At 74.2% G+C, this 24,403-nt stretch carries 22 protein-coding genes; 9 read left to right on the forward strand and 13 right to left on the reverse strand.

Annotated elements, in window-relative coordinates:
* Nucleotides 1–86: 86 nt before the first annotated feature.
* From ADK41_RS11270 to ADK41_RS11280, 3 genes are all read left to right on the forward strand, one after another.
* Nucleotides 87–332: a hypothetical protein gene (locus ADK41_RS11270; RefSeq protein WP_030821361.1), complete on the forward strand. Its 246-nt coding sequence runs from the start codon at nucleotides 87–89 to the stop codon at nucleotides 330–332.
* A gap of 3 nt (nucleotides 333–335) precedes the next feature.
* Nucleotides 336–713 carry a hypothetical protein gene (locus tag ADK41_RS11275; RefSeq protein WP_030821359.1) on the forward strand — a complete coding sequence of 126 codons (378 nt, stop codon included), beginning with the start codon at nucleotides 336–338 and terminating at the stop codon, nucleotides 711–713.
* A gap of 512 nt (nucleotides 714–1,225) precedes the next feature.
* A complete protein-coding gene (locus ADK41_RS11280) occupies nucleotides 1,226–2,893 on the forward strand; it encodes an RICIN domain-containing protein (protein ID WP_051843010.1) in 1,668 nt (555 codons plus the stop codon).
* Between the two features lie 65 nt (nucleotides 2,894–2,958).
* Here the strand turns inward: ADK41_RS11280 and ADK41_RS11285 are convergent, their stop codons facing one another.
* The 3 genes from ADK41_RS11285 to ADK41_RS11295 all read right to left on the reverse strand — a co-directional run bounded on the left by ADK41_RS11285 (nucleotide 2,959) and on the right by ADK41_RS11295 (nucleotide 5,507).
* On the reverse strand, nucleotides 2,959–4,128 hold the full coding sequence (locus ADK41_RS11285) for a lactate 2-monooxygenase (protein WP_030821356.1): 1,170 nt from the start codon (nucleotides 4,126–4,128) through the stop codon (nucleotides 2,959–2,961).
* 90 nt (nucleotides 4,129–4,218) lie between these two features.
* The gene (locus tag ADK41_RS11290; protein WP_030821355.1) at nucleotides 4,219–4,914 is read right to left on the reverse strand and encodes an alpha/beta fold hydrolase; all 696 of its coding nucleotides are present in this window, start codon (nucleotides 4,912–4,914) and stop codon (nucleotides 4,219–4,221) included.
* 35 nt (nucleotides 4,915–4,949) lie between these two features.
* Entirely contained in the window at nucleotides 4,950–5,507 is a 558-nt protein-coding gene (locus ADK41_RS11295) for a hypothetical protein (protein WP_030821354.1), read from the reverse strand.
* Nucleotides 5,508–5,831: 324 nt separating this feature from the next.
* Between ADK41_RS11295 and ADK41_RS11300 the strand changes: the two genes are divergently transcribed.
* Nucleotides 5,832–6,266 (forward strand): subtilase-type protease inhibitor, encoded by a 435-nt coding sequence (locus ADK41_RS11300; protein WP_030821353.1) that lies wholly within the window; start codon nucleotides 5,832–5,834, stop codon nucleotides 6,264–6,266.
* A gap of 151 nt (nucleotides 6,267–6,417) precedes the next feature.
* Here ADK41_RS11300 and ADK41_RS11305 read toward each other — a convergent pair whose 3' ends face one another.
* From ADK41_RS11305 to ADK41_RS11315, 3 genes are read right to left on the reverse strand one after another with little or no spacing between them, the layout of a single operon-like run.
* A complete protein-coding gene (locus tag ADK41_RS11305; protein WP_030821350.1) occupies nucleotides 6,418–6,615 on the reverse strand; it encodes a CDGSH iron-sulfur domain-containing protein in 198 nt (65 codons plus the stop codon).
* Nucleotides 6,596–7,282: a HemK2/MTQ2 family protein methyltransferase gene (locus ADK41_RS11310; protein WP_037803614.1), complete on the reverse strand. Its 687-nt coding sequence runs from the start codon at nucleotides 7,280–7,282 to the stop codon at nucleotides 6,596–6,598. The genes ADK41_RS11305 and ADK41_RS11310 overlap by 20 nt, the downstream gene beginning before the upstream one ends.
* Nucleotides 7,272–8,285 (reverse strand): iron-containing redox enzyme family protein, encoded by a 1,014-nt coding sequence (locus ADK41_RS11315; RefSeq protein ID WP_030821347.1) that lies wholly within the window; start codon nucleotides 8,283–8,285, stop codon nucleotides 7,272–7,274. The genes ADK41_RS11310 and ADK41_RS11315 overlap by 11 nt, the downstream gene beginning before the upstream one ends.
* Before the next feature lie 79 nt (nucleotides 8,286–8,364).
* Here ADK41_RS11315 and ADK41_RS11320 point away from each other — a divergent pair, with 79 nt between their 5' ends.
* Nucleotides 8,365–8,973: a flavodoxin family protein gene (locus tag ADK41_RS11320; RefSeq protein WP_030821345.1), complete on the forward strand. Its 609-nt coding sequence runs from the start codon at nucleotides 8,365–8,367 to the stop codon at nucleotides 8,971–8,973.
* Nucleotides 8,974–9,071: 98 nt separating this feature from the next.
* Here ADK41_RS11320 and ADK41_RS42080 read toward each other — a convergent pair whose 3' ends face one another.
* The 6 genes from ADK41_RS42080 to ADK41_RS11345 all read right to left on the reverse strand — a co-directional run bounded on the left by ADK41_RS42080 (nucleotide 9,072) and on the right by ADK41_RS11345 (nucleotide 16,589).
* Nucleotides 9,072–9,245, reverse strand: coding sequence for a hypothetical protein (locus ADK41_RS42080; RefSeq protein ID WP_167353466.1), 174 nt, complete (start codon nucleotides 9,243–9,245; stop codon nucleotides 9,072–9,074).
* A gap of 28 nt (nucleotides 9,246–9,273) precedes the next feature.
* Entirely contained in the window at nucleotides 9,274–10,284 is a 1,011-nt protein-coding gene (locus ADK41_RS11325) for a hypothetical protein (RefSeq protein ID WP_030821342.1), read from the reverse strand.
* A gap of 124 nt (nucleotides 10,285–10,408) precedes the next feature.
* Nucleotides 10,409–13,234, reverse strand: a complete 2,826-nt coding sequence (locus ADK41_RS11330) for an NHLP bacteriocin export ABC transporter permease/ATPase subunit (protein WP_030821340.1) — start codon at nucleotides 13,232–13,234, stop codon at nucleotides 10,409–10,411.
* A 1-nt stretch (nucleotide 13,235) separates the two neighbouring features.
* A complete protein-coding gene (locus ADK41_RS11335; RefSeq protein WP_030821338.1) occupies nucleotides 13,236–15,458 on the reverse strand; it encodes an NHLP family bacteriocin export ABC transporter peptidase/permease/ATPase subunit in 2,223 nt (740 codons plus the stop codon).
* Nucleotides 15,455–16,261: an HlyD family efflux transporter periplasmic adaptor subunit gene (locus ADK41_RS11340; RefSeq protein WP_030821336.1), complete on the reverse strand. Its 807-nt coding sequence runs from the start codon at nucleotides 16,259–16,261 to the stop codon at nucleotides 15,455–15,457. Before ADK41_RS11340 ends, ADK41_RS11335 begins: the two co-directional genes overlap by 4 nt.
* Nucleotides 16,262–16,373: 112 nt before the next feature.
* The gene (locus ADK41_RS11345; RefSeq protein WP_030821334.1) at nucleotides 16,374–16,589 is read right to left on the reverse strand and encodes a hypothetical protein; all 216 of its coding nucleotides are present in this window, start codon (nucleotides 16,587–16,589) and stop codon (nucleotides 16,374–16,376) included.
* Nucleotides 16,590–17,154: 565 nt separating this feature from the next.
* Between ADK41_RS11345 and ADK41_RS11350 the strand changes: the two genes are divergently transcribed.
* Entirely contained in the window at nucleotides 17,155–18,378 is a 1,224-nt protein-coding gene (locus ADK41_RS11350; RefSeq protein ID WP_030821332.1) for a S1 family peptidase, read from the forward strand.
* A gap of 65 nt (nucleotides 18,379–18,443) precedes the next feature.
* Here ADK41_RS11350 and ADK41_RS11355 read toward each other — a convergent pair whose 3' ends face one another.
* A complete protein-coding gene (locus ADK41_RS11355) occupies nucleotides 18,444–20,570 on the reverse strand; it encodes a SpoIIE family protein phosphatase (RefSeq protein WP_078661835.1) in 2,127 nt (708 codons plus the stop codon).
* A 182-nt stretch (nucleotides 20,571–20,752) separates the two neighbouring features.
* Here ADK41_RS11355 and ADK41_RS11360 point away from each other — a divergent pair, with 182 nt between their 5' ends.
* The 3 genes from ADK41_RS11360 to ADK41_RS42085 all read left to right on the forward strand — a co-directional run bounded on the left by ADK41_RS11360 (nucleotide 20,753) and on the right by ADK41_RS42085 (nucleotide 24,010).
* Nucleotides 20,753–23,191: a SpoIIE family protein phosphatase gene (locus tag ADK41_RS11360; RefSeq protein WP_030821328.1), complete on the forward strand. Its 2,439-nt coding sequence runs from the start codon at nucleotides 20,753–20,755 to the stop codon at nucleotides 23,189–23,191.
* A gap of 111 nt (nucleotides 23,192–23,302) precedes the next feature.
* Entirely contained in the window at nucleotides 23,303–23,698 is a 396-nt protein-coding gene (locus tag ADK41_RS11365) for a CBS domain-containing protein (RefSeq protein WP_030821325.1), read from the forward strand.
* A 138-nt stretch (nucleotides 23,699–23,836) separates the two neighbouring features.
* Entirely contained in the window at nucleotides 23,837–24,010 is a 174-nt protein-coding gene (locus ADK41_RS42085) for a hypothetical protein (RefSeq protein ID WP_167353467.1), read from the forward strand.
* Nucleotides 24,011–24,403: the final 393 nt, after the last annotated feature.

A 24,403-nucleotide genomic window follows, 5' to 3' on the forward strand; every position in this document is an offset into this window, starting at 1 on the left:
CGGCCGCCGCCCTTTTCGGTACCCCTGCACGTACGGTCCGACCTGCGCATATTTACGATTCAGTACCCGAGCGGTACCGTGAAGACATGCCAGCTCTCAACGTGGAGTTCAGCGACCGCGAGCTCGAGGACCTGCGGCAGATCGCCAAGGAACGCGGTACGTCCATGAAGGCGCTCGTGCGGGAGGCGGCCGCGGCGGACATAGCCCGCCACCACGCCCTGCAGGAGGGCGCGGAAGCCTTCCGCCGCTTCTTCGCCTCCCACGCCGACGAGTTCGCCGCCGCCTTCCCGGACGACGAACCGTCCGCCGGGCGCGAGGGGCGGGCCGCCTGACCGATGGCGTCCGTGCTCCACATCGACGTGCCCTGGCTGCTCCAGCGGCACGAGGAGGTCCTCCCGGACCAGCCCACCGTCAACGACTTCTCCGCCCTCGTCGCGGCCGTCGCCCGCCATCGGGTGGACCCGCCCCGGCTGGGCGTCGACTCCGATCCGGCCTGGCGGGCGGCGGCCCTGCTGCACACCCTCGCCGTGCTCCGGCCGCTGCCCTCGGCCAACGCCCGCTTCGCCTGTGCCACGGCGGTCGCCTACATGTTCGTCAGCGGGGTCGGCATCGACCCGCCCTACGGCGCCCTGGTCGATCTGGCGCGTGACCTGATCTCCGGCGAGGCGGACGTCTACGGCGCGGCCGACCGGCTGCGCTCCTGGCAGATTTGAACCGGGCCGGACGGGCCGCGCGGCATGCCGGGAGCCCCTCGGGGCCGCCGGCCGAGGACGGGAGGACCGGGGCCGGCGGCCGCGCGCGGGGGAGCCGCCGGCTTCGCGCGTGACCTCCGGGAAGGGCCGTGACCAGGCGACTGTGCTCCGGCATGCGCCGAAAGCGTGCGCGGGGCGCTGCCATGAGCGCGGAGTTCGCACGGGGGCGGCGCGGCGGGGATCCGGGCATCCCCTGGGGCGCCCCGGCTGTGAACGGCGTGAAAACCCGGGGCGAAAGCCGTGGGCCGCGTTTCCTCTCTGACTTCCTGTCAACGCGCGGATGTCGCCCGACCGCCTTGTTGGCCGAGCGCGGGTTGTGCGAGAGTGAGCCACTCGTGCGGGGGGTAAAGGCCGGGGTCGCACGTGAGTTGATGAACCGGGTCCGATTCGCCGTCGGTGAATTCGCGCCCCTCGCGCCCCGCCAAAGAGGTATGAACCAATCGGTCTTCCTTTTCGGCGTCGGAAACCCTCGAATGACACATGCGCTGTGGGAAGGAACCATCTCAGTGCACACCCACCCCCCTCGGCCCCCGTATCCCCCGCCCGGCGGGGATCCGGAGGAATCCGACGAGTTCCTCGCCGCCCGGCTGCGGAACCGTCCGGAGGGCGAGGCCGCCCACTCCGTCGCGCTGCTGACGGCGCGGCACTGGCCGTCGATGCACGACTACGCGGCCGTCTGCCTCGCGTCGTCCGGGCCACTCGCCGCCATGGTCACCGCGGCCGCCCTGCACCGGGCACTGGACCGGGTCGCCCTCGGCGAATCGGCCGTCGCGCTCCGGCCCGTACTGCTGGTGGCCGTGCGGGACACGGTCCGCGAGTGGGCCGCGGACGATCGAATAACCGGGGTTATGCCGGAGCTGCAGAAACCGGCCGGCGGGCGCGGCATGCGCGCGGCGAACACCATGACGCCGGAAAATCGCTCACTCGCCCAACGGGCATTCCGGTCGTTGCCCGCACGCGCGCGCTGTTTGCTCTGGCACGTCGAGGTCGAGGCCGAGCCGATTTCCGTACCGGCCGGTCTGCTCGGCATGGACCCCGCCGTCGCTCCGGGCGCACTCGAACAGGCACGTGAAAAATTCCGTCAAGCCTGTGCCCACGCCCATCAGGAACTGGCACCGACGAAGGACTGCCGCTTCTACAACCGGCTCCTCGACGTCCCCATCCGGCGGGGCGGGGCCCTGCTGCCGGACGTCCGGCAGCATCTGGCGGAGTGCCGCCACTGCCGGAACACGGCCGAGCAACTGAGCCACTTCGAGGGCGGGCTGGGCACGCTGCTCGCCGAGGCGGTGCTCGGGTGGGGAGCCCGGCGCTACCTCGACTCGCGCCCGGGGCGCGCGACGGCCGGCCCGCGCGGCGGGCGCGCCGCCCGCCGCCGGCGCGGGGGCGGGCGGCCCGGCAGCGGCCGGCGCCGCGTGCTCTCCCGCATCCCCGTCCCCGGACGGCTGACGGGCCTCGCGTTCCCGGACCCGGTGCGCTCCACCAGGACCCTGCTCACCGGCCTCGGCGCGGTGTCCGCCGGAGTGCTGGTGAGCGTGCTCATCGCCGGGTCCTCCAGCCCGGACGGCGGCGGCGCCGCCCCGACGGGCTCCACCGGAGCGGCGGGCGGCCGCGCGGCCGTGCCCTCCGCGTCCCCGCCCGGCGTCGCCGGCCTGCCCACCGCACCGGAACGGACGCGGCTGCGCAACGTCGCCTCCGGCCTGTGCCTCGACACCCGGGGCGAGCCCCGGGACGGCTCCGGGACCCGGCTGGCGGACTGCTCCTCGGCGTGGACCCAGCAGTGGACGTACGAGGACGACGGGCTGCTGCGCAGCGTGGCCGACCCCGGTCTGTGCCTGGACTCGCACAAGGACGCCGGTGTCGTCGTCCTCGGCACCTGCGCCGACCCCGGCGACCAGCGGGGCGCCGACGTGCGGTACGACCTCACCGCGCAGGGCGAGCTGGTGCCCCGCTGGGACGTCCAACTGGCCCTCGCTCCGGCGACCCCTGACGCGAACGCCGACATCGTCGTCAAGGTGCGCGAGCGGAGCGTGGACCAGCGCTGGATCCCCGAACCGGTACGGACGGACACGGGCTCCCTGTCCATCAGCGGCGCGGACACCCCGTCGGCCCGGCCCGCGGGACTGGCCGAGCCGGTGACGTGACCCCCGGCCGGGGCGGGGCGGGAATCCGCCCCGCCCCGGCACGTGTCGTGGCGGGCCGGGGCGGGTCAGCCCACCGTCTCCATGAGGGACTCGGGACCGATCGTGGACGGGATGGCGTGGCCCGACAGGGCCATGGTGAGGTCGAGTTCGGCGAGCAGGCAGCGGATCACGTGCTCGACCCCCGCCTGTCCGTCGAGGCCGAGCCCGTAGGCGTACGGACGGCCCAGCAGGACCGCCCGTGCGCCGAGGGCGAGGGCCTTGAAGACGTCGTCGCCGGTGCGCACCCCGCTGTCGAACAACACGGTGAGCCGGTCGCCGACGGCCTCCACCACGCCGGGCAGCGCGTCCGCCGCGGCGATCGCCCCGGCCACCTGGCGCCCGCCGTGGTTGGACACCACCACGCCGTCCATCCCGGCGTCGGCGGCGAGCCGCGCATCGTCGGGGTGGAGCACGCCCTTGAGGACGATCGGGCCGTCCCAGTTCTCCCGCAGGAACGCCAGATCCGGCCAGGACTTGGCGGGGTCGGCGAACATGCCGACGAAGTGCATCACCGCCGCGTCGGGATCCTCGTGCACCGGCTTGGCCAGCCCCGCCCGGAACGCCGGGTCCGAGAAGTAGTTGGCGGTGCCCACACCGTGCAGGAACGGCAGGTACGCCTGGTCCAGGTCGCGCGGGCGCCACGACAGCAGGGGGGTGTCGAGCGTGACGACGAGCGCCGTGAACCCGGCGGCCTTCGCCCGGTCCAGGAAGCTCCGGGCCACCTCCACGTCCTTCGGCCAGTACAACTGGAACCAGCGCTCCGCCCCGCCCATCGCCTCCGCCACCTGCTCCATCGGCGTACTGGACGCGGAGGACAGCACGAACGGCACGCCCTGGGCGGCCGCCGCCCGGGCGGCGGCGGACTCGGCGTCCGGATGCATGATCGACAGCACCCCGACCGGCGCCAGCGCCAACGGGGCCGGCAGCGTGCGGCCCAGCACCTCGACCGACAGGTCACGCTCGTGCACGTCCCGCAGCATGCGCGGCACGATCCGGCGGCGTTCGAGCGCGGCCCGGTTGGCGCGGGCGGTGCTGCCGTCGCCCGCGGAGCCCGCAACGTACCCGACCGGTCCCGGGCCCAGCCGCTGCCCGGTCAGCTCCTCCAGCCGGGTCAGATCGGTCGGCAGCCGGGGCACGGCCCCCGTCATCCCGTTCAGGTAGATCTCGTACTGGAAGTCGGCCCAGTGCTTCGCCATGCGTCCCGCCTCGTCTCCCGGAGCCACGCCGTCCCGGTGCATGCTGGCCGCTGGGCGCGGGGCGCGTCCAGCGCCGGGCGGGAGGAGGGATCAGCGGACGGCGGCCGCCTCCCGCAGGATCCGGGCCAGTTCGCGCGGCCGGGAGAACATCGGCCAGTGCCCGGTGTCCATGGTGACCAGCTCCCACGTCTCGCTCTTCAACGCCTCCGCCACGGCGGGAAGGGGCTCCTCGCCATCCAGCAGGCACTTCACGTACGTCGCCGGCAGCTCGACGAGCGGCCGCTCCAGCACGGCCGGCTCGGTGAGCGTGGCGCCCGGGTGCGGGGTCGCTCCGCCGATGAGGCGGGCCGTCTGCTCGTTCGTCAGGCCCTGGCCCACGCAGTCGTCGGCCTCCAGGGGCGGCCAGAACCCACCGTTGGCGTCGATCGCCCGCCGGACGCCGTCGCTCGGCCAGCCGGACAGGAACGACTCCCCGTCGACCGGCACGTTCGCGTCGACGAACACCACGCGCCGCAGCCGCTCGCCGATCCGCTCGGCCGCCTGGCCGACCGGCACGCCGGAGTAGCTGTGTCCCACGAGGACGACGTCCCGCAGGCCGAGCCGCTCCACCACGTCCACGATGTCCTGGACGTGGGTCCGCTGTCCCGCCCGCACCCCCTGCTTCTCGGCGAGCCCGGACAGCGTCAGGGGATGCACCTCGTGCCTGCCCGCGCGCAGTTCGTCCGCGACCTCGTCCCACACCCAGGCCCCGAGCCAGGCCCCGGCCACCAGCACGAATCGAGTCATGCCCGCACCGTAACGGACGCCACCGACAACGCCGTTCACCCGCTGCCGGTGCCGGGCTCCGCCTCCTCCGGCTCGTTGTCCGGCCCCCGGTCCCGTACCCGCTGGACGTGCTCCAGCGACTCGCGCAGCTCGGTGAGCCAGTCGTCGGTGTGCCGCTGGACCAGGCGTACGCACCAGGCCAGCGCCTCGCTGCGGCTGCGGGCCACCCCGCTCGCGATGAGGGTGTCGAGGACCTGCCGCTCCGGCTGGCGCAGCCGGGTCATGACGGGCGCCGCCACATGCGTGAACAGGACACGGCGCCCGTCGCACTCCACACCCCAGGAGACCTTCCGGCCGAAGCGGCGCTCGGCGTCCCGGGCGACCGCGATCCGGTCGTCCCGGGTGCGTTCCCGGAACTCCTGGACGCGGCCCTCGACCGCCGCCTCCCGCTCGGCCGGCGAGACGTCCTTTGCCGGCCGGGGGCCGGGAACGCGGCCGATGACGGTGATCTCCTCGCGGTCGACCGTGACCTCGGCCAGCTCCTCGAAGAGACCGTCGGGGAGCCGGCCGGTGAACCAGCCCCGCAGTTGTTCCCGCTGCTCCTTCGTCATCATGTAATGACGATTACTCGCCCGGTTCATGAACACAAGGCGTCACGGAACGGTCCGCCAAGAGCGGAATCGGAATGTTTCAGGCCGATTGCCGAGCGGCCGCATTCCGGCCATCTGGCCACTTCGCGCACCCGGTCTCCGTGCGGTTAAAGGGCCGTGTCCCGCGCGTTCCGTGACTTCGCGCCACTGATTCAACACGCAAGGTTACCGAAATCCGTACACCCGATGTGAAGTTCCGGCGCGGACTCGGCAGACTCCGGCACGCCGGTTCGGCACCGACCGAGCACGGGCCGGCTACTCGTCGACACGAGCGGAAGGAAGCACACAATGCGGAACACCGCGCGCTGGGCCACCACCCTCGGCCTCACGGCCGCCGCCGTCTGCGCACCCCTGTCCGGGGCGGCGCTGGCCGCCCCGGGAACCGCCCCGTCCGCGCTCTACGCCCCCTCGGCCCTGGTGCTCACCGTGGGCCACGGCGACAGCGCGACGACCGTCGCACCGGAACGCGCGGTCACCCTGACCTGCGCCCCGGCCCCCTCGGGCACCCACCCGGCCCCGGGGGCGGCCTGCGCGGAGATGAACCGCCTCGGCGGCGACCTCGGCGCCCTGACGATGCGGGAGGGCGTCTTCTGCACCAAGCAGTACGACCCGGTGCTCGTCACCGTCGACGGGGTGTGGCAGGGACAGCGCGTCTCCTACGAGCGGATCTTCTCCAACGCATGCGTGATGAGCGCTCACGGTTCGAGCGTCTTCGCGTTCTGAGACCGGGATCGCACGGTTTCCCGTGACCGCGCGGCGGCCGGTGGACTGGGGAGTTCCGGACCTCCCGCGGAACGTGCGATCCCGCACAAGGAGGCCGGCGGGCGGAGTGGGGCCGCCCGCCGGCCTCCGGGCCCTCACGGAGCCCGGCGGTTCAGGTCCGGTCCCGGTGGCTGGTGTCGCACCACGGATACCGCCGGCTGCGGCGGCAGGTGCACAGGGCCACCCGGAAGCGGTCGGAGGCGACCACCGTGCCGTCCTCCAGCTCGACCTCCACCGGCCCCTCCACCAGCAGGGGGCCCTTGCGCCGGACGGTGACGCGGCGTGGGGCGTCAGACGGGGAGTTCGGCACGGATCACCACCAGCTCTTCCTCGTCGTCGGTCACCGACAGCAGCCCCCGCTCCCGCAGCCAGCGCTGCCTGCCCCGCACCACCGGGCCGAAGGCGATGCGCCGGCGCCGGATCACCGCGGCCTTCGTCCCGGCCGTCCGCAGCCCGCCGACCGTCAGCCCGGGGTCGCTGAGCGCCGACTGCACCAGCAGCAGGACGCCGCCCGGCCGCAGCAGCGCGGGCGCCTCCCGGCAGATCCGGTCCAGGACGAGCCGTCCGTCGCCGCCCGCGTCCCAGGCCCGGGCCGCGCCCCGCGGCAGCGAGCCGCCGCCGGGTGCCGGGACGTACGGCGGATTGGCGAGGATCAGGTCGAACGACTCGCCCCGTACCGGCGCGAACAGGTTGCCGCGCCGGACCCGTACCGGCACGCCGGCCAGCAACGCGTTCAGCCGCGCCGCGCACACCGCCCGCCGCGAGACGTCGACCGCGGTCACCCGGCAGCCGCGCCGGGCGGCCTCGACCGCCAGCGCGCCGGATCCCGTTCCCACGTCGAGGACGTCGGCGTTCTCGGGGACGGATTCGTCGGACAGGGCACCGGCCAGCAGCTCGGTGTCCTCTTGAGGGGCGTACACGCCCGGTGGCGCCAGTGGAGTCACGGACCGCCGAGTACCCCCGCCGTCAAGAAGCATGGGCGAACTCCTGGGACAGGGGAGTACGCAGTGACGACCGGCCGGCGCTCCAGTCCGCGAGCAGCCTCTCGCCCAGGCGGTCCTCGGCGAACACGGTGGCGTCCACGCCGAAGGCGATGTCCGCCGCGAGGTGCGGCTCCACCTCCAGCAGACCGGCGATGACCTCGTGGCGCACCACCTGCTCGTGCACCGCGTCCGCCTCCACGTGCTCGTCGTAGAAGTGCTCGGCGGCGGGCCCCGCGCCCGTGCGGCGCATCGCCTCGGCGAGCCGCCGCGAGCCGGGCGACGAGGTGATCTCGACCGTCGCGAAGTGGCCCACCAGGGCGCCCCTGAGGGAGCGGTGGAGCCCGAAGAGGGACATCAGGTTCACCGTCACGAGCAGTTCGGCGCAGGCCGCGTCCAGATAGCGGCCGTACGTGGTGTCCAGGCCCAGGTCCGTCATCAGGTCGGCGAAGAGGCGGGCGTGCACCCGGTCGGCGCGGCCGCCGCCGTACTCGTCGAACTCGACCGCCGCCATCGCCGCCTTGGCCCTGCCCCACAGCCGGGGCAGCACCCACGCGTGCGGGTCGGCCTCCTTCAGGTGGTACAGGGACCGCTGGGCGGCGTACTCGCGGACGTGCCACAGCTCGCCCTCGTCGCGCAGGAAGTGGCTGACGCCCGTGCCGTCCACCGGTTCCACCAGGATCCCGGCGAGTGCCTCGTCGACGCCGTCGTGCCGCCGGGCGTCCGCGCGGAGCGCGGTGAGGAAGCGGTCCTCCAGGGCGGCGCGGACGCGCAGCAGCTCCGGGTCCCATTCACGCTCCGCCACCACGCCCGCGAACCCGCGGTAGTGCAGCTCGTAGCACAGGTACAGGGCGAGCTGGAAGTCGTCGCCGTACACGGGGGCGGCGGTGATCTCCTCGTCGGGAGGCAGTGGGCCGGTGGCCCGCAGGTGGTCCTCGACGGCGCCGCTCAGGGGGCCGCGCGGTGCGGGCAGCCGGGGTTCTTCACAGGTGTGCTCCATGAGCCCCGGGTACCCGGACGGCCCATGGACACCCGCGTCCGCGTGGCGACCGGCCGCCCGCGGGGTACTCCATGACCGCATGAAGGCACTAGTGATCAACTGCACCCTCAAGAAGTCACCGGAGACCTCCAACACCGAGGCGCTGTACGGGACCGTCGTCGAGCAGCTGCGCAAGGAAGGCGTGGAGGTCGACGTCGTCCGCGCGGTGGACCTGGACATCGCTCCGGGCGTGGTCAGCGAGGCCGTGCACGAGGGCGACGCCTGGCCGGGCGTCCACGAGAGGATCCTCGCGTCCGAGATCCTCGTCATCGCCTCCCCGACCTGGCTCGGGCAGCCGTCGTCGGTGGCCAAACGGGTCCTGGAGCGGATGGACGCGATGCTGTCCGAGACGGACGACGACGGCCGGCCGGTCGCCTACAACCGGGTCGCGGGAGTCGTCGTCACCGGGAACGAGGACGGCGCGCACCACGTGATCAGCGAGATCACCGGCGGCCTGCAGGACATCGGCTACACCATCCCCGGCCAGGCGTGGACCTACTGGAACCAGGGCCCCGGCCCCGGACCCAGCTTCCTGGAGGGCGGGAGCGGCCACGACTGGTCCCGCAAGACCGCCCGCGCCATGGCCGCCAACCTGCTGGGCGTCGCCCGGGCCCTGGCGGCGCACCCCCTCGGCCCGCCGCCGCAGTAGCACCCGCCGGGGGTGTCGCCCGGACCTTGCCGGGGCCGAGCGGAGCCCGGCTGCGAGGAGCCGCTCACCGGAGCCGACCTGATCCGAACGACACTTCCCTAGTCGCCCCGGGACTCCTCCTGCGCCTCGGTGTTCGGGGTGACGGCGTCCGCGGCCTCGCCCCGGTGGTGGCGCCCGGCGGAGTCCTCGGTGCGCCGCTCGGCGTCCGCGACCTCGCGCAGCACCTCCTCGACGGCCGTCTCGGGCTTCTCGCGCTCGTCCCGCTCCGACACGGGTCTCTCCTTTCGTCGTACGTCCGGGTCAGCCGTGCGCGGTGGCGATGCGCAGCGGCACGGGGTCGGCGGCCGCCGGCCCCTTCTCGTTGAGGCGGGTGATCTCCGCCCACCAGGAGGGGCCGTCCTCGATATGGCGCAACAGCACCCCCTCGCGCAGCGCCCAGGGGCAGATCGTCACCGTGTCCAGGCCGGTCAGCTTCATCGCCGTGTGCCCCACGACCGCGCCCGCCAGGCTCTGCGCGGACCGCGGGGCGGAGATCCCGGGCAGCCGGGCGCGTTCGGCGGCGGGCAGGGCGGCCAGCCGGTCGATCGCCACCCGCAGGTCGGCGCAGGACAGCTCCCGCTCCACGAACGGGCCGTGCCGTCCGGGCGCGGCCCCGCACAGCCGCCCCAGCTGCTGGAAGGTGCGGGAGGTGGCCACCGCCGTACGGGGCCCCTCCCAGCGGATCCGGGCCGCCACGTCCCGCAGCTGGTGACGCACCCGTCGGCGCAGCGCCCGCACCTGCTCCGGGGACGGAGGGTCCGCGTCCGCGAAGTACTCGTGGGTGAGCCGGCCCGCCCCCAACGGCAGCGAGGCGACGAAGTCGGGCAGCCGGCCGCGTCCGAAGGCGACCTCCAGCGAGCCCCCGCCGATGTCCAGCAGCGCCAGCGGCCCGCAGCGCCAGCCCATCCAGCGCCGGGCCCCGAGGAAGGTGAGCTCGGCCTCCACCTCGCCGGGCAGCGTGCACAGGTCGACGCCGGTCCGGGCCCGGACCGCGCTCAGCACCTCCTGCCGGTTCGGGGCGCCGCGCACCACGGCGGTCGCGAACGCCAGGGGGCCCGACGCGCCCCATTGCGCGGCGGTCCTGTTCGCCGCGGCGACGGCGTCCACGAGGCGCTCCACGGCTTCCTCCGGCACCGGCTCCCCGGGCGTGACCTGCTCGGACAGCCTGAGCGGCCACTTCGCCGTGTGCACCGGCAGCGGCGCCCCGTCCGCCGTGTCCGCCACGACGAGTCTGACGGTCTTCGATCCGACATCCATCACGCTGGTTCGCATGGCTCGTGGGTACCCGTTTACCGCGCGGAGCAACGGACGGGCCCCCGCACGGGGCGAAGACGCGCCACAGACGTGACCGGACGGTGACCGTCCGTCGACGTGCGCGCCGCGGACGCCCGGCGCCTCACGCCAGCTGCCGCCGCACCAGTTCGTGCAGCCGCCCGCCGGTGTCGGCCAGGAGCTGCTCCGGCGGGCCCTGCTGGACCACCTTGCCGCCCTCCATCACCACCACCCGGTCCGCGTCGAGGACCGTCGACAGCCGGTGCGCGATGACGATCCGGGTCGCCTCCAGGGCCTTGGTGCTCTCGATGACCGTGCGCTGCGTCTCGTTGTCCAGGGCGCTGGTCGCCTCGTCGAAGAAGAGGATCCGCGGCCGGCGGATCAGCGCCTGGGCGATCATCAGCCGCTGCCGCTGACCGCCGGAGACCGCGCCGCTGCCCGAGACGATGGTGTGCAGCCCCATCGGCATCCGCCGGATGTCCTCGGCCAGCCCCGCCATCTCCGCCGCCGCCATCGCCTCCTGAGGCGTGTACGGCTCGCTCCCGCAGATGACGTCCAGGACGGACCCGGTGAACGGCTGCGCGTGCTGGAGCACCACACCGCACTGCCGGCGCACCGCCGACCGGTCGAGCGCGGCCAGGTCCTGACCGTCGTACAGCACGCTGCCGGACACCGGCCGGTCGAAGCCGATCAGCAGCCGCAGCAGGGTGGACTTGCCGCAGCCGCTGGGGCCGACGACCGCCACGAACTCGCCCGGCCGCGCCTCGAAGGACACGTCGTCCAGGACCAGCGGACCGTCGTCGGAGTAGCGGAAGGACAGCCGCCGCGCCTCGATCGCCCCGGACAGCGGGCCCGGCCGGGTGCTCGTCGCGCGCACCTCGGGCGTGGCGTCCAGCACCGGCTTGAGCTGCTCGAACAGCGGCAGCGCGGCGACCGCCGAGACGAACGCGCCGGTCAGCTGGGTGACCGAGGTCAGCACCATGGTCACCGCCGTGTTGAAGGTGAGGAACTCCGCCGCCGTCATCGAGCCGCGCGCCGGTCCGGCCAGCAGCATGAACATCGCCAGCGTGACCAGCGGCAGGTAGACCGCGCCCAGCACCGCCGTCAGGTTCTTGATCCGGCCGGCCCTCTGCTGGAGCTCACGGCTGCGGGCGAACTGGGACGCCCACGCGGCGTACGCGTAGTTCTCGGCCGCCGCCACCCGCAGCTTCGGCAGCCCGCGCAGCGTCTGGAAGGCCTGGTTGTTCAGCTTGTTGGTGAGCACCACCAGCCGCCGCTGCCAGCGCACCTGCCACAGCCCGAGCCCCAGGAACACCCCCGCGACGACCACCAGCATCCCGATCGCGGCCAGCGCCATCGGCACGCTGAACCACAGCAGCAGCCCCAGGTTCACCGCGCCCACGGTGACCGACTGGGCCACCGCCGGGCCCACCCCGGCCAGCATGCGGCGGATCGCGCTGATGCCCATCGCCGCGCTCGCCAGCTCACCCGTCGAGCGCTCGGTGAAGAACGTGGTCGGCAGCCGCAGCAGCCTGTCCCACACGGCCGGCTGGAGCGTGGCCTCCACCCGGCCCTCCAGCCGCAGCAGGGTGAGGTTCTGCAGCAGCATGAAGGCGGCGGCCACCACACTGCTCAGGATCACCGCGAGACACACCTGCGCGATCAGCCCGGTCCGCGCCTGCGGCACGAACTCGCCGAGCACCTTGCCGGTCGCCAGCGGCACCAGGGCCCCGATCGCCACCGTCACCAGACCGCTCAGCAGCAGACCCGTCAGATCTCCCCGCGTCCCCGCCATGCAGAACCGCAGCAGCCGCAGCGGGCTCAGCCGCCGCTCGGGCAGCGGACGGTAGAACATCACCGCGCGGGGCTCGAACTCCTCGGCGTTCGCCTTCTCGACCGGCGTCTCGCGGCCGGTCGCGGGGTGCACCGCCACATAGCCGCCCCGCCGCCACAGCAGGGCCACCGGCGCCCCCGACAGGGCCCGGCGACCCACCAGCGGCCCCACGTCGTCCCGCCACCAGCGCCCCTCCAGCCGTACGACACGGGTCCGTACCCGGGAGGCCAGGGCGACCCGCTCCACCGGATCGAGCCGGTCGCCGCCGGCGCCGGACCGCGCGGGCGCGGCCAGCGTGATCCCGGCCGCCCGGGCGACCAGTTCGCAGGCCGCGTACGTGGCGTCCGCGTCGGCCGCCGTCGTGCGTCGCCCCGACCGCTCGCCGATGGCGGCGAGCAGCGTCCGGTCGGCCCGGGCGCGGACCGCCTCGCCGGCCGCGATGCCCTCGGCGGTCCGCGTCTCGTGCGTGTGCTCCAGCTGCTCGATCCACCGGTCCAGCGTGGTCATCAGCCGGTACTGCTGGTCGACCATGCTCTGCCACAGCGCCGGGTCCACCAGCAGATCGGCCGCCGCCTCCGCCCCGTACAGCGAGCCGTACTGCACGCTGCCCGGCGGCACCTGCATCCAGAACACGTCGTCGTCGCTGGGCGCGCCGGCCCGCTCCGCGGCCATCGGCGCCTGGAACAGCACCGCCAGACCGCGGCCCGCACCGAGCGCGAGGGCGTACTCCAGCGGGCTCGTCGTCGGCGGTACGTACTGCGGGGCGCCGTACTCGTCGTACGACCAGGTCTGGGTGCTCGCCGGCCGGTACAGCTCGCGCAGGGCGATCCGGCGCACCACGCAGTCCCGCAGCGGGCGCGCCACCAGCGTGTGCGCCGGACCGGCCCCCGGGCCCAGCACCAGCGAGCCCGCCTCCAGCCGGCCCAGATGGTGCCAGTGGCCCTGCCGCTCGGCGTCCACCGCGAACAGGTCCACGGCGCCGGACGCGATCAGCCACAGCGTCTGCGGCCCCTCCAGGTCCAGCCGGCCGAACCCGGAGCAGTCGATCGGTGTGCCCAGCGATCCGAGCGCGCCCAGGACGAGGTCGCCGCCCCGGTCCTCGTGCACGGCTGTCATCTCATCGCTCCCTGACCAGAGCCGCGTACGCGCCGCCGCGCGCCACCAGCTCCTCGTGCCGTCCGCGCTCCACGACCGTGCCGTGGTCCAGGACGACGATCTCGTCGCTGTCGCGCACCGTGCTCAGCCGGTGCGCGATCACCACACAGGCGCAGCCGCGCCGGCGCAGGTTGTCCATCACCACCAGCTCGGTCTCCGCGTCCAGCGCGCTGGTCACCTCGTCCAGCACCAGGATGCTCGGCCGGCGCACCAGCGCCCGCGCGATCTCCAGGCGCTGGCGCTGGCCGCCGGAGAAGTTCCGGCCGTCCTGTTCGACCGGGCTGTGGATGCCGCCGGGCCGGCGCACGATCACGTCGTACAGCGCCGCGTCCCTGAGCGCCTCCACCACCGCCTCGTCCGGGATCGACGGGTCCCACAGCGCCACGTTGTCGCGGACGGTGCCCTCGAAGAGGAACACCTCCTGGTCGACGAAGGAGACGGACGCGGCCAGCGCCCCGCGCGGAATGTCCTCGATGCGCTGCCCGTCGATCCGGATCACGCCCTCCCACGGCGCGTACAGCCCCGAGATCAGCCGGGACACCGTGGACTTGCCGCTGCCGGAGCCGCCCACCAGCGCCACCTGCTGCCCGGGGCCCACGGTCAGGTCGAAGCCGGTCAGCAGCGGCTCGTCCAGCGGGTTGTACCCGAAGGCGAGGTTCTGCAGCTCGACGTGGCCGTGCAGGCGGCGGGTCGACTCGCCGGCACCCGGACGGCCGTAGAGCGGGTCCGCCCGGAAGTTCTCCACGTCCTTCAGCCGGGCCACGTCCGCCGCGAAGTCCTGGATCCGGCCCGCGACGCCGTTGAGCCGGGTCAGCGGGGCGGTGAAGCGGGCGACCAGCGCCTGGAAGGCCACCAGCAGACCGACCGAGATGTGCCCCTCGACCGCCCGCATGCCGCCGATCCACAGGATCAGCGCGCTGTTGAGGGTGGCGAGGGTCGGCGCGACGACGCCGAGCCAGGCGCTCGGCACCCCGAGCCGCTGCTGCTCCTCCAGCGTGGTGGCGTGCTGCCCGGCCCACTTGCGGAAGTAGCCGTCCTCCCCTCCGGTGGCCTTCAGCGTCTCGATCAGCTGCAGACCGGTGTACGCCGTGTTGGTGAGCCGTGCGCTGTCCGCCCGCAGCTTCGCCGTACGGGTGGCGCGCAGCCGGACGACGATCCGCATCGCCACGATGTTCAGCAGCGCCACGCCGATGCCCACGAAGGTGAGCTGCGGGTCGTACGTGTACAGCAGCACCGCGTACAGCACGACCACCACCGCGTCCACGCCCGCCGCCGACAGGTCGCGGGCCAGGGTCTCGGCCACCGCGTCGTTGGACTGCAGCCGCTGCACCAGGTCGGCCGGGCTGCGCTGGGCGAAGAAGGTCACCGGCAGCCGCAGCAGATGGCGCAGGAAGCGGGCGCTGGACAGGGTGGAGGAGATCAGCCGGCCGCGCAGCAGGTTGGCCTGCTGGAGCCAGGTCAGCACCAGGGTGAGCAGTACGCACGCGCCCATCGACGTGAACAGCACGTCCAGCGTCGAGGTCCGGCCGCCGATCAGGAACTCGTCGATGAAGGTACGGCTGAGCCCCGGCACCGCCGCGCCGACCGCCACCAGCAGCAGGCTCGACAGCACCACCGCGGGCAGGGTGCCCGCCGTGCCGCGCAGCCGGGCCGGCATCGCGCCGAGCACGCCCGGCCTGCGGCCGCCCCGGGTGAAGTCCTCGCCGGGCTCCATCACCAGCACGACCCCGGTGAAGCTGCCGTCGAACTCCTCCAGCGGGACGAACCGCCTCCCCTTGCCGGGGTCGTTGATGTACACCCCGCGTCGGCCGAACCGGCGGCCCATGCCGTCGTAGACGACGTAGTGGTTGAACTCCCAGAACAGGACGGCCGGCGACGCCACCTCGGCGAGCGCGGCCAGGTCCATCTGCATGCCCTTGGCGGTCAGTCCGTAACTCCGCGCCGCCTTCAGCAGGTTGCTGGCGCGCGAGCCGTCCCGCGAGACGCCGCAGGCGATCCGCAGCTCCTCCAGCGGGACATGGCGGCCGTAGTGGCCGAGCACCATCGCCAGCGACGCGGCGCCGCACTCCACGGCCTCCATCTGGAGCACGGTGGGGGTGCGGACGGTCTTCGCCCGGGACGTGGGCGCCTTGCGCTTCGGCGGGGCGGCCCGGCGCCGGCCGCGGGTCTCCCGGGCGGTGGTCACGGCAGCAGCCAGTCGACGGGGCGCCGGTCGGCCAGCCGGATCGAACCCGTGGCCAGGGTCATCGAGGTCAGCTCGAACGGCGGTCCCTCCGCGGAGGACCACGCGTACCCGCTCTTCGTGCCCGACGACTTCTTCAGCTCGACCGTGACCGCCACCGGCCTGCCCTCCGCGGTGAACTGCTCGCCCAGTTGGCCGTCCCCGAGGAACGCGGCGATCTGCCGGGGGGACTGCGCCGAACGGTCCACCGACTTCACCTCGCCGTGCAGCACGCCGTACTCCTGGCTCGGCACCGACTGCACCGTCAGGTCGACGGAGGCGTGCGCGGGGATGCCGGCGGCGCTCTCGGCGGGGACGTACACCGTCGCGTACAGCGGGGCCCCGGCGCGGGTGACCTTCTCCACGGCGGCGACGTCCGCCCCGGTGGAGATGATCTGCCCGACGTCGGCCGCGAGCGTGGTGACCCGTCCCGCGTCGAGGGTGCGGACGACCTCGTCGCCCCGTTCGGTGCCGACCTCCAGGACGGGGGAGCCGGCGGGCAGCCGCTCACCCTCCTTCGCGAGGACGGCGGTGACCTGGCCGGCGACGGGGCTCTGCAGGACGTAACTGCCCTGCCCGTACGTGAGGACGGCGGGCGCGCTGACCGTGGAGGACACCGAACCGGTCACCGCCCACACCGACGCGGCCGCCATCGCGACCACCGTCACCGACAGCACCAGCCGGCCCTGCGGGCGCGCGAAGCGCACCGGGAGGTCGAGCTCCTCCGGTGACTGGACCCTGGCGAGGGCCTGTTGACGGAACTGCACGGGTCTTCCCCCACCTGCGTGAACTGTGCGACGTGACGCGTGGACCGTGGAGGCGTCGCGAGGTCCCGGAGCCGGGGAGCGGCTCCGGGACCTCGCGGCACGGGGGGCGCGATCAGAGACCGGCGACCAGGTTCGTGACCGGCGCGGTGTTCAGGCCGGTGGCGCCCTCGACGGTGCCGACGACCGTGTCGACCAGGCCGGAGACCGGGGCGATGCCGTCCACCGCGCCCGTGAGGGTGTTCACGGCGTTCACGGACAGGCCGCCGGAGACGTTGTCGAGGTCGGCGTCGGAGATCTCGGCGGTCTCGACCCGGGGGGTGGAGTTCATGGGGGAACTTCCCTTCGTATGGATGCTTCACAGGGGGAACGGCCTCTCCGGTGACGGAGGAAGGCCGCGACCGCGGGCGCCGGACGCCCGTCGCTGGGAGCCCCTGGCGGCCCCGCGGTGCGATGGATCAAAGCACGCGGTGGGCGCGGGTTTCCACTCGACCAAACCTCTGACCAGGCAACTTGCGCCCCACGGGGGTCCAGGCGTGCAGACGCGGGCACGGCTCGGCGGCGACTTCTTCACATGCCCCACCGCATCGACCCGTCCGGCCGCTTGCGCCCCGGTGACCGGAATCCGGCACACCTGCCCCAAAGGCGTACCCCGGTCCGCCGGCCTGTGGACGAACCCCGGCTCCGGTGACCGGGTTGGGCATGCGATGTGCAGATTCACTGAAGCCGGGATTCCGCCGCGTGGCGGCTACCCGGCGCTCACGAACGGCTTCCGAGCGTGATCGACCGGACGGGATTGAACGCCCTTCGCGGCCCGTGCGTACCCACAGCCGTCCAGGCGCCCCACATCCGCCGAGCACCGGCGCGACTCCGGTCCCCCCAGGAGGTCGAGAAGGTTGAGTCACAAGCGAATTCCGAAGCGCAAGGCCGCGATAGCGGCGGGCGGTGCGGTGGCGCTCGGCGCCGCCGCGTTCCTGCTCCCCCACGCGAACGCCTCCCAGGACGGCGCGTCGGACGCCGCGGCGGCGGCTCCGAGGACCCTGAAGGCGGGCGACGCCTCGGATCTCGCCTCGCGGCTCGCCGGGCTCCTCGGCGACGCGTTCGCCGGCTCCTACTACGACGGCGAGAACAAGCAGCTCGTCGTCAACGTCGTGCCGGGCGACGACGACAACGTGATCGCGCGGGCCGAGAAGGCGGGTGCGGCCGTCCGCGAGGTCGACAACAGCATGACCGACCTGGAGGCCGGGGCGCGGACGCTGAAGTCGCAGGCGACCATCCCGGGGACCTCATGGGCCGTCGACCCGCGCACCAACAAGATCCTCGTCACCGCGGACAGCACGGTGACCGGGGACAAGTGGGACCGGCTGGAGTCCACCGTCGAGAGCCTCGGCTCCGGCATGGCGACCATCAGGAAGTCCGCGGGCGCCTTCAGGACGTTCGCGTCCGGCGGCGACGCCATCTTCTCCGGCGGTGCGCGCTGCTCCCTCGGCTTCAATGTCACCGCGGGCGACGGTTCCCCGGCGTTCCTGACGGCCGGTCACTGCGGTGTCGCGGCCGAGCAGTGGTCCGACGCGCAGGGCGGGCAGCCGATCGCCACGGTCGACCAGGCGGTCTTCCCCGGCGCGGGCGACTTCGCGCTCGTCACGTACGACGACCCCGCCACCGTCGCGCCGAGCGAGGTCGACCTCGGTGACCAGACCCTCGCCGTCTCCCGGGCGGCGGAGGCCACCGTCGGCCAGGAGGTGTTCCGGATGGGCAGCACCACCGGCCTCGCCGACGGCCAGGTGCTCGCCCTGAACGCCACGGTGAACTACCCGGAGGGAACGGTCACCGGCCTCATCCAGACGAACGTCTGCGCCGAGCCCGGTGACAGCGGCGGCTCGATGTTCACCCGGGACGGCCTTGCCGTCGGCCTGACCTCGGGCGGCAGCGGCGACTGCACCTCGGGCGGCGAGACGTTCTTCCAGCCGGTCACCACGGCCCTGGAGGCGGTCGGCGCGACCCTCGGCGCGGAAGGCGGCGTGGGCGCCGGCGGCGACCAGGCGGGCGCCGACGCGGGCGCCGGGGACGCGGTGGACCAGGGCGCCGGGGACGACTCCGGCCCGACCGGAACCCACTGACGCTCCGGTCCGGGTATCCCCTCCGGCCGGGCCCCGCCCCCCACGGGTGGCGGCGCCCGGCCGCGTCAGGCGCCCGGCGGCGCGTGCAGGAGGAGCAGGGCGATGTCGTCCAGGCGGTTCTCCGCGTCCGCGCCGTGCCGCACCAGGGCGTCGGCGAGCTCGTCCAGGGGAAGGCCGCCGAGGCCGGTGAGGCGGCGGCACAGGTCGGCGACGGCGTCCTCGAAGTCGGTGCCGGGGGATTCCACCAGCCCGTCGGTGTAGAGGACGAGCAGCGAACCGGGGGAGAGGCCGACCTCGGTCGACGGGTACGCCGCCGAACCGTCGATGCCCAGCAGCGGGCCGCCCGCCAGGTCCAGCACCCGCACCCGCCCGTCCGGCCCGCGCAGCAGCGGCGGCGGATGACCCGCGCGGGACATCACGGCCCGGCCGCGCGCGGGATCGAGACGCAGGTACAGACAGCTGGCGAACAGGTCGGAACCCAGTTCGAGCAGCAGCCGGTTGGTGCTGCGCATCACCTCCTCGGGCGCCTGCCCGACCGCCGTGTACGCGCGCACCGCGGTACGGACCTGTCCCATCAGCCCGGCCGCCGTCACGTTGTGCCCCTGCACGTCCCCGATCACCGCCGCCGCCATCCCCTGGACCGGCACCAGGTCGTAGAAGTCGCCCCCGATCTCCATCCCCTGAGTGGCCGGCAGATAACGGGCCGCCGCCTCGATCCCCGCCAGCGACGGCAGCGTGTGCGGCAGCAGCGCCTCCTGCAGCCCGTGCGCGAGCAGGTGCTTGGCGTCGTACAGCAGGGCCCGTTCCAGGGCCTGGGCGATCAGGCCCGCCAGACTGGTCAGCACCGCCCGCTCCTCCGTCGCGAAGTGGTGCGGCGCCGCGTACGACAGCACGCACGTTCCCACCGGGCGCCCCGAGGCGATCAGCGGCAGGTACGCCCACGCCGCGAACTCGGACGGGTTCACCAGCAGCGCCGGATACAGGCGCCCGATCTCCTCCCGGCTCTCGAAGAAGGCGGGCACGCCGGAACGCAGGACCTGGCTGCCGGGGGTCGGCTCCGACAGCGGCATCCCGTCGAACCGCTCCACGACCCGCGCGTCCGCGTACCCCTGATGGCCGAGCACGCGCAGCCGGCCCGCCCGGGAGCCGAGCACCACCAGCCCCTGGCTGCCGACCGCCGGCGCGATCTCGTCCGCGACCAGCTGCACCACGTCCCGCACCCCGACCGTCTCGGTCAGCGCCCCGGCCAGGCTCAGCACCTGGGCGATGGTGACCAGCCGCGGTTGTTCCCGCCCGGACCGCGGCGCCGTGCGGTCGGTCTCCGTCACCGCCCGCGCCCGGCTGATCCGCACACTGAGTCCGGTGGTGCTCGGGTACAGCCGGAACGACAGCCACTCGTCCGGCGGGCGCAGCGCGACGAACGAGGTGACGTGCTGGCTCAACAGCGCGGCCCGGTACCGGTCCTCGTGGACGGGATCGTTCAGCCACGGTATCGACGCCCACATCTGGGCTCCGAGCAGCCGGCTCCCCGGAACGCCCAGCAGCTCCGCGGCGGCGGCATTGGCGAAGCCGACCCGCCCGTGCAGATCGAGCGAGCACAGGCCGTACGGCAGCCGGGACACCATCCGGGCCGCCTCCACCGCGCCGAGCGTGCCGACCGCGCCGCCCACCAGCGGCGCCGCCGGCAGATCCGGCTCCGGTGCCGACGGCAGGCTCTGCTCGGCGGCCCGCTCCAGCCGCGCCGCGAGCCGGTCGCAGGCGGCGGTCAGACGATCGTGCTCCCCGTCGGACAGCTCCTGCGGACGGGTGCCGGGCCAGGTCACGAAGACCGCGCCGTACACCCTGGCCGCGGTCGCCACCGGCAGCGCGGCCAGCGAGAAGGGGTACGGCAGCACCATGGCGATCCGGGGATAGCGGCGGGCCATCTCCTCCTCGCCGCCCACCCAGACCAGCCGCCGCTCGCGCACCGCGTCGGAGACCGGGATCGGCGCGCTCAGCCCCACTCGCTCCCAGGGGGCCGCGAAGGCGCGGGGCAGCCCCGCCATCACCGCCATCTCCAGCACCGGCCGGTCCGGCGAGAGCAGGTACACGGCCCCGGAGTGGGCGTGCACCTCGTCCATCATCGAGGCCAGCGTCAGCGCCAGCAGCGGACGGCCGACCGGCGCCCGCGCGGACGACCGCCCCTCGGACACGCCGACCACCTCCTCGCACGGCCGCGCCACCTGCCCCGGGACCCAATCTCCTCCCTGCCGGGCCGTCGCGCACGACGAGCACCGGGGAAGGGCCGTACGCCCCGCCGGACGACGCACCCCCGCGCACCTCGGGAGCCGCCGAACGCGCACAGGGGCTGCGCAGGTGTTCCCCAAGCGCTGTAATGGCCAACGTGGTCGGTGAGGGCGCTGCGGGACGCAGCACGAGGACGCTGCGTGCGGAAGGCGCCCTGACGGCGATCGCGGCCGACCCGCGGCCACCCGGACGGACGCGCCGGATCCTGGAGCAGGCCCTCGTCTTCGCCGACGTCGCGTTCGCCGCCGTGTACACGCTCAGCGCGGACGGAGAACTGCTGCACCTGGCGGAGTCCGTGGGGGTGCCGCGGACCCTGTGCGGGGTGCGGGACAGCTACCCCGTCGCCGGGCGCGCCCCGGTGGCCGAGGCCCACCGCGGGCGGCCGGTGTGGCTGGAGCCGGACGACCTCGCCGCGCAGGCGCAGTCGCGGCGCGTGCCCAGCCGTGACTTCTTCCTGGCGGCGCTGCCCGTGCGGGGCGGCGGCTGCCTGCTCGCGGTCAGCGAGCGCGCCGACGGCTTCGGCGCCGACGACCGCCGCTGTCTCGGCCTCGTCGCCGACGCCCTCGCCCCGCCCGCGCGGGCCGCCGCCGAGGGCGCCGACCTGCGGCCCGACGGCTTCAGCCTCGTCATGGACACCGGGCGGGTCCGGGTCGGCGAGGACATCCTGGAGCTGTTCGGCCTCGACCCGGACGGCTTCGACGGACGGGTGGAGACCCTGCTGGGCCTGACGGTGCCGGAGGACCTGCCCTCGCTGATGTCCGTCGTCGAGGCCGACCACATGACGATCGGCGACCGCGAACTGGAGTTCCGGGTGCTCCAGCCCGCCGGCCCGCCCAGGTGGCTGCGGCTGCGCGGCCGTCTGGTGCACGGCGGCGAGGGGAGCCCCGCCCGGCTCGTGGGCTCCGTGGCCGACGCCTCCACGGTGCGTTCCGACATCACGGACGTGGCCCGGATCCAGCGCCTCGCCGCCGCGCTCGCCACCGCGGTCACCGTGCGCGACGTCGGCAGGGCCGTGGTCGCCGCACTGCGCCGGCCGCTGCGCGCCGACCGTATCGCGCTCGCGGAGCTGGAGAACGAACGGCTCGTCGTCACCGTCCTCGACCCGCCCGAGCCGGAGGCCTGGCCGGAGCTGTGGCGCGCGGAGTGGCGCACCGAGTGGCCCGACGCGCCGGTGCGCACCATGCCCACCCTCGCCGCCGCCCTGCGCGAGGGCCGCGCCCGGATCTGGCCGGCGGGCTCCCCGCTGGAGCCCGCCCTCGCCGAGGTCGGCCCCGGCGGACTGGCCGTGCTGCCGTTGCCCGCCGGGAACCGCATGGCCGGCGCCTGTCTGATCGGGTGGGACGCCCCGCACGACTTCGGCCCCGACGAACGCGCCCTCCTCACCGCCGCCGCCGGCCTCGCCGGACAGGCCCTGATACGGGCCCGCGCCTTCGACGCCGAGCACGAACTGGTCGGCATGCTCCAGCGCCAGCTGCTGCCGCGCCGTCTGCCCCGGCTGCCCGGCGCGGTCGCCGTCGCCCGTTATCTGCCCAGCACCGCGGGCCTGGAGCTCGGCGGCGACTGGTACGACGTGATCCCGCTGCCGGACCATCACGTCGCCCTCGTCATCGGCGACGTCCAGGGACACAGCGCCGGCGCCGCCACCCTCATGGGCCAGATGCGCACCGCGCTGCGCGCCTACGCCGTCGAGGGACACCCCCCGGACGTGGTGGTCTCCCGCTCCAACCGGCTCCTCATGGACATGGAGACCGACCTCTTCGCCACCTGTTGCTACGTCGACGTCGACATGGAGGAGGGCTCCGCCTGGTGCGTCCGCGCCGGTCATCTGCCGCCGGTGCTGCGCCATCCGGACGGCCGTACCGAGATCGCGGAGGCCGAGGGCGGCCCGCCGCTCGGCGTGGTGCGGCAGAGCGACTTCCCCATGAGCCCGCTCAGGCTGCGGCCCGGCACGATGGTCGCGCTCACCACGGACGGTCTGGTCGAGTCCCCCGGGTCCGACATCGACGAGGGGATGAACCGCTTCGCCCGGCACCTGTCCGCCGCCGACCCCGCCCACCTCGGGCCCGTCGCGGACGCCCTGCTCGGCAAGGCCCCGCGCGGCGACGACGTCGCCCTGCTGCTGATGCGCTACGACGGCATGACCTCCCGGCCGCTGCGGGAGAGCTGGACGGTGTGGCGGGTGCCCCAGGCGGTCGGGCACGCCCGCCGCTTCACCCGGCGCACCCTGCGCTCCTGGGGGGTGAGCGCGGACATCGACGGCGCCCTGCTCGCCGTCTCCGAACTGGTCACCAACGCCCTGGTGCACACCGACGGCCAGGTCCGTCTCGACATCACCCTGGTCAACGACCGGCTGCGCCTCGCCGTCGCCGACGCCTCGCCCCGCACCCCTGTGAAGCCCACCAGCATCGGCTGGGAGGCCACCGGAGGCCGGGGCATCCTCCTCGTCGAGGCCGTGTCGGCCACCTGGGGGGCCCTTCCGGTCAGCGGGGGCAAGCAGGTGTGGGCGGAGTTCGTGCTGCGGCCCTGACGGTCGTCGGGAACACCCGCGCCCGGTGGCCCCACCGCTGCGCCGGGTGCCCGGGACGTCACCGGGGGACAGGAGAGGGGAGACGTCACGGCTCAGCGCGTGCGCGACATCATGACCGGCGCACCGGTGACCGTCGGGCCGCACACCTCGGTCGCGGAGGTCGCCCGCATCATGCGCGACCGCGGCCTCGGGTCCGTCCTGGTGACCGACGGCGACCGGCTGCGCGGCCTGGTCACCGACCGCGACCTGATGGTGCGGTCGGTCTCCCGGGGCGGCGATCCCGAGGACATCACCGTGGCCGGCGCGTGCAGCGACGACCCGGTGACCGTGGCGCCGGACGACGACCTGGACCACGCGGTGCGGCTGATGCGCGAACACGCCGTGCGCCGCGTCCCGGTCGTCGAGGACGGACGCCCCGTCGGCGTCGTCTCGCTGGGCGACGTCGCCATGGAGCGTGATCCGGAGTCCGCCCTGGGCGACATCGGCGTGGCCCGGCCCGCCACCTGACGAGGACGCCCGTCCGACCGGAACTCCCCGCCCGGGCAGGGATGTCGAGAAATCGGAAACCTGTGCGACGGAAAAGTGTTTGTCCGGTGCGGCGCCGGGGACCCGGACGGCAGCGGACCAGAAGGAAGATGATCAGTAGTGACTCCGGAGACCAGTGACCGACCCCGCCGGACGGAGACCGGCTGGGCGCGAGCCCGGCGACTGCGGGACGAGGACCCGCTGCGGACCTGCCTCCCCGCCGTGGACCGCGGTACCACCTCCACCACCCCGAACGCGAGTGCGGAGGAGAACATCGTCAGGGGCGAGGACTAGCCCGGGCCCGGGCGCCTCGTCGGCCCTCAACGGGATGTCGTGACGCACGGGACCAGGACGGTCCCGTGCGTCACGGCCGCGAGGACCGGGAGTCCGGCCGGCGGAGGCGCCGGCCTCGTCGAGGAGTTCCGCGGGCACCGGCCCGACGCGCGGGTCCCGCTCATCCGCGTCGCCGGCCCCTGCCCCCCGGGAGCGGCCCGACCGGCCCCGTACGGCCGGGCGATCGGCCCGGAGGGGAGAACCGGGCCGTCCCCCGGCTCGCCCCCGCCGGAGTCCATCCGCTCACACCCGCTTCCCGGCGCCCGCCCGGCTCCCGCACCGACGTACGCCGCACCGTGCCCCAGGGGGACGGGAAGGATGCCGGCGACGTCGTCGACACGGAGCACGTCGCCG

The organism is Streptomyces caelestis (assembly GCF_001279005.1).
In the GTDB taxonomy this organism is placed as follows: Bacteria; Actinomycetota; Actinomycetes; order Streptomycetales; family Streptomycetaceae; genus Streptomyces; species Streptomyces heliomycini.

What these genes read in the sequence shown, in the direction of transcription:
- ADK41_RS11310 (WP_037803614.1), bottom strand. Translation starts at nt 7,282, where the DNA reads ATGCTTCTTGACGGCGGGGGTACTCGGCGGTCCGTGACTCCACTGGCG.
- ADK41_RS11345 (WP_030821334.1), bottom strand. Translation starts at nt 16,589, where the DNA reads ATGAACTCCACCCCCCGGGTCGAGACCGCCGAGATCTCCGACGCCGAC.
- ADK41_RS11275 (WP_030821359.1), top strand. Translation starts at nt 336, where the DNA reads ATGGCGTCCGTGCTCCACATCGACGTGCCCTGGCTGCTCCAGCGGCAC.
- ADK41_RS11280 (WP_051843010.1), top strand. Translation starts at nt 1,226, where the DNA reads ATGACACATGCGCTGTGGGAAGGAACCATCTCAGTGCACACCCACCCC.
- ADK41_RS11285 (WP_030821356.1), bottom strand. Translation starts at nt 4,128, where the DNA reads ATGGCGAAGCACTGGGCCGACTTCCAGTACGAGATCTACCTGAACGGG.
- ADK41_RS11295 (WP_030821354.1), bottom strand. Translation starts at nt 5,507, where the DNA reads ATGATGACGAAGGAGCAGCGGGAACAACTGCGGGGCTGGTTCACCGGC.
- ADK41_RS11320 (WP_030821345.1), top strand. Translation starts at nt 8,365, where the DNA reads ATGAAGGCACTAGTGATCAACTGCACCCTCAAGAAGTCACCGGAGACC.
- ADK41_RS11270 (WP_030821361.1), top strand. Translation starts at nt 87, where the DNA reads ATGCCAGCTCTCAACGTGGAGTTCAGCGACCGCGAGCTCGAGGACCTG.
- ADK41_RS11300 (WP_030821353.1), top strand. Translation starts at nt 5,832, where the DNA reads ATGCGGAACACCGCGCGCTGGGCCACCACCCTCGGCCTCACGGCCGCC.
- ADK41_RS11325 (WP_030821342.1), bottom strand. Translation starts at nt 10,284, where the DNA reads ATGCGAACCAGCGTGATGGATGTCGGATCGAAGACCGTCAGACTCGTC.
- ADK41_RS11330 (WP_030821340.1), bottom strand. Translation starts at nt 13,234, where the DNA reads ATGACAGCCGTGCACGAGGACCGGGGCGGCGACCTCGTCCTGGGCGCG.
- ADK41_RS11290 (WP_030821355.1), bottom strand. Translation starts at nt 4,914, where the DNA reads ATGACTCGATTCGTGCTGGTGGCCGGGGCCTGGCTCGGGGCCTGGGTG.
- ADK41_RS11360 (WP_030821328.1), top strand. Translation starts at nt 20,753, where the DNA reads ATGGCCAACGTGGTCGGTGAGGGCGCTGCGGGACGCAGCACGAGGACG.
- ADK41_RS11365 (WP_030821325.1), top strand. Translation starts at nt 23,303, where the DNA reads ATGACCGGCGCACCGGTGACCGTCGGGCCGCACACCTCGGTCGCGGAG.
- ADK41_RS11315 (WP_030821347.1), bottom strand. Translation starts at nt 8,285, where the DNA reads ATGGAGCACACCTGTGAAGAACCCCGGCTGCCCGCACCGCGCGGCCCC.